Genomic DNA, 3,576 nt, shown 5'->3' with positions numbered 1-3,576 from the left:
CCGACATTCCGCACCCGCTTCATGAATAAATCTGCCGGTATCGAGGGCCGAGAACGTCGATGATGGTCTCCTGAACGGTGTTGATGTCGGTCACTTGGGCTGGTTCGCCCCCCAGGCTGTACTCGTGGATCCCGCCAAAGCACAGGAAGATCCAGCGGGCGGTTGGCTTCTGCGTCGGTTTCTTCTTCATGTCCGGCACGCTGCGGCCTTGGGCAACCAGCCCTTTGCGGATACGGTGCTCCAGCGCGGCGTAAATCATCAGGCTGCAGGTCATCACCATCAACAGGGCTTCAATGCGCTCCGGCTTTTTCAGATAGAGCGATGAGGTCAGAAACTCGGGGCTTTTGAGGAAACGAAAGCCGCGCTCAACCGTTTGCTGTGCCTTGTAGGTGGCCAGCAGTTCGGCCATGGTCAGGGTGCCGCTCAGGTCGTTGGTGGCCAGGATGAACACGCCCGTCTGGGCGTTGGCCTCCTCCACCCGTTCCAGGCAGGTCGCGGCCTGACCCTCGATGCGGTACTGATAGCTGTCGGGTTGCTGGCCGCTTTTGGGTCTGCCGGCGCTGGCGTAAACGGGCTCCGTCAGCACGTGGCCTTGCACAATCTCCAGTAGTTTCAGCCCGTTGGCAAAGCGCGCCAGCTCCGCTTCGGCATCGGCCTGACAGGCAAAGCGCCGCGCGCACAGTTTGGTGAACGCCTTGAGCTCGCGGGTGCTGTCGCCCAGCAGGTGCTTGGCCAGCGTTTTCTGCTCGGCATGGTTGGCCTTTTCGCTGCGCACCAGCAGCCAGCGCTGCGGCACATCCGCGTAGTCGGCATCCAGCCAGCGCCCCTGGTAGCCATCGCCCAGCGCGGTCAGCGGCGCCTCACTAATGGCTGCCACAGCATTCCGTGCTTCCGTCAGGGTGCGCGGCACGCGGGTGATGAACAGCTGGCGCTGATGATGCAACAGGTGTAGGGTCTCGGCGCAGTACAGCGCTGCATCACCGACCAGATAGCGGCTCTCCTGCGCGGACTTGAGGCTGCGCAGGTGGCGCTTAACCGTCTCGCGAAAGGCGCTGTTATCGTTGCTGTTGCCACTGAGCGCTTGCAGGTACACCGGCAAGCCGGCCTGATTCTCACAGATCAGCTCCAGGATCACCTGATTGAGCTCTGGCCGATGGTCACGGCTGTATCCCCGCACCAGTTGCAGCCGGCCGGTCTGTTCGCCATCGGCGCAGTCATAGGCGCCATCGACGTGAAAGCTGGTGATATCAAGATGCACCGCCGTGGGCTTGAGCCCCAGCTTGGCGACCACTTGCTCGGCCATCACCTGATAAAGCGTCGACACATCGGCCGCAAACAGCGCATCCAGACAGCGCCCGAGCACATCATCATTAAGATCATCGGCGCAGAGCCCGGGGCCGATCAATCGCTCGACCGGCTTGTTGGCGAAGAACCGCGGGAACAGGTGCAAGGTGCTGCTATGGAAGCCTAAGCCGTTGATGATCATGGCCACCAACGCCTGACCATGAGAGACTTTGAAGGATTGGTTTTTGGGCAGCACCGCATCGATCATGCGGGCGATATCGAGCTCTTGGCACAGGCCAGCGACCAAGCCGAGGTGATCAAGGTTACGGATGGCGATGCGGGGAGCGGGCATGATGAGCGACCTGCAAAAAGCAGTAATAGATCAAAACAGCCGATCGCTGTCAAGCCGCGAAAAAGGGAAAATCAGGTGCGGAATGACGGATGAGGATATTATTATCCGTCATTATGTCACTAAGGAAGCATCTAATAAGAATAAAATTCAGCTAAACAGAGTCATGGTGAACATATTATTATCTGGAGAGAAAACTGTGTTGACTCCGGAGTTGAGTGTATCGGTCAAAAAAAATCAACTTGTAATGTTGAATTCTGGAAATTTAATGACCTCCGAGGTTATTCCGGATAATAACCCTTTCAGCAGCATTGTTATTTACATTAAAAATGAAACGCTAGAAAAATTATTGTCAAACGTTGAGTTTCCCCGTAAATCTAATCGACCTTCCCCATGCCAAATTTTTAATCAGGATGATTTCATCCGGCATTATGCTCGATCACTTAGGCTCTTGTTAACCAGCGGCCCTATAAGTTCAACCGTAAAATGGGCCAAATTATTAGAACTTTTTGGGTATCTAGAAACAACTCAGATAGAGGGATTACAGTCGTTTTTTTGCAGTGTACATAGCCGATCTCGCTCAGAAGTTGCATTGAGCCAAGTCATTCAAAGTAACATGTACTCTAATCTCTCTTTACAAGAGTTGGCTTTTTTATGCAACATGAGCTTATCTACATTCAAACGAACCTTTATTAGCATATTTAATCAGCCACCAAGAAAATGGTTGAATCATAAAAAAATGACATACGCTCAAAAGCTTATATGTGAGCATAAAGTGCCATTAGCTGAAGTATACTCACAGCTTGGCTATAGTGAATATTCAAGCTTTAGTCATGCTTACAAGAAGCATTTTGGTGTCAGTCCTCGTGAACATATAGGAATGCCTCCGAACTCTTGACGTAAGTAACAACAGATTGCTTTCGTTTTGAAATAAGCCAAGTGATTGTGGTTAGTAGTAACAGCTTTCAGATCTAAACAGATTACTGCTTTTCTAGGAATGGGGGCATCCCACGCATAAAAACAACGTCGTGGGATAATTTTGAAGACTTTGAATAATAGCTGGTAAATTATTCGTTTAGTTTTCAGCAGATTTTAACTCTTGTATCACCGCACCAAAAGTATTTAACCCCCAGTGTTCTGCGTATTGTCCATTTTTAACTCGTATTATGTCAATGACATCAATACTTACATCTCGCCCTGTGGCTTCAATGCCCATAAGACTTCCTGTATGACGGCCAGTAATTCTCTTACGTGTCACCACTTTATCACCCTCAACGATTTGATCGAGTATTTCGACGTTGAGATTGCTAATTGCTGGGTGCAGAACGTTACTAAATGTATTCCACATGCTGTTTGGACCATTATCAGTGCCAGAGGCAGCAGAGTGATTGATGAAGTCCGTAGACATTAATTCATCGAAGGATTTTCTATTTAAATCAACAATTACTTCCTTATTGAAACGTTGAACTATTGTCTTACTATTGTTTTCATTCATAAAAAACTCCGAATTTTTACACTCACTTTGGTCGGCATATGACTTAACTGTAATAAACATTAATATAACAGCCATCATTAGCACACCACCAAGTTTCATTAAATTTCTCATGCCATATCCCTTTTATTTTCTCATCTTTCCGATTTAGTAAGTATATAGAAAATATGGATAATGTAATTGGTCGAAAAGGTCAGAAACTTGTTTAAAAGACTCGAAAGGAAGATAGAGTAAGCCTAACATGGTTAGGGAAGGTGCGAACAAGTCCCTGATATGAGATCATGTTTGTCATCTGGAGCCATGAAAAAGGGTTCATCATGAGTCATCAGCTCACCTTCGCCGACAGTGAATTCAGCAGTAAGCGCCGTCAGACCAGAAAAGAGATTTTCTTGTCCCGCATGGAGCAGATTCTGCCATGGCAAAACATGGTGGAAGTCATCGAGCCGTTTTA

Annotated in this window: 3 protein-coding genes and 1 pseudogene; 2 read left to right on the top strand and 2 right to left on the bottom strand. The window is 48.9% G+C overall.

All coding sequences use genetic code 11. The features are described from left to right. Positions 1-19: 19 nt before the first annotated feature. Positions 20-1,636: an IS1634 family transposase gene (locus AB5Y54_RS15810; RefSeq protein ID WP_323888334.1), complete on the bottom strand. Its 1,617-nt coding sequence runs from the start codon at positions 1,634-1,636 to the stop codon at positions 20-22. On the opposite strand from AB5Y54_RS15810, the gene AB5Y54_RS15805 reads away from it, so the two are divergent. Beyond that, positions 1,635-2,531 carry a helix-turn-helix domain-containing protein gene (locus tag AB5Y54_RS15805; RefSeq protein WP_368154005.1) on the top strand — a complete coding sequence of 299 codons (897 nt, stop codon included), beginning with the start codon at positions 1,635-1,637 and terminating at the stop codon, positions 2,529-2,531. The two genes, AB5Y54_RS15810 and AB5Y54_RS15805, sit on opposite strands and share 2 nt — an antisense overlap. Before the next feature lie 177 nt (positions 2,532-2,708). Here the strand turns inward: AB5Y54_RS15805 and AB5Y54_RS15800 are convergent, their stop codons facing one another. Continuing rightward, entirely contained in the window at positions 2,709-3,239 is a 531-nt protein-coding gene (locus AB5Y54_RS15800; RefSeq protein ID WP_199769688.1) for an ester cyclase, read from the bottom strand. Between the two features lie 203 nt (positions 3,240-3,442). Between AB5Y54_RS15800 and AB5Y54_RS15795 the strand changes: the two are divergent. Beyond that, positions 3,443-3,576: pseudogene (locus AB5Y54_RS15795) on the top strand (IS5/IS1182 family transposase); the annotation flags it as partial.

The organism is Aeromonas sp. s9 (genome assembly GCF_040907765.1).
In the GTDB taxonomy this organism is placed as follows: Bacteria; Pseudomonadota; Gammaproteobacteria; order Enterobacterales; family Aeromonadaceae; genus Aeromonas; species Aeromonas caviae.
Note: the sequence above shows the minus strand (reverse complement) of the source record. Positions and strands in the feature narration are given on the sequence as shown.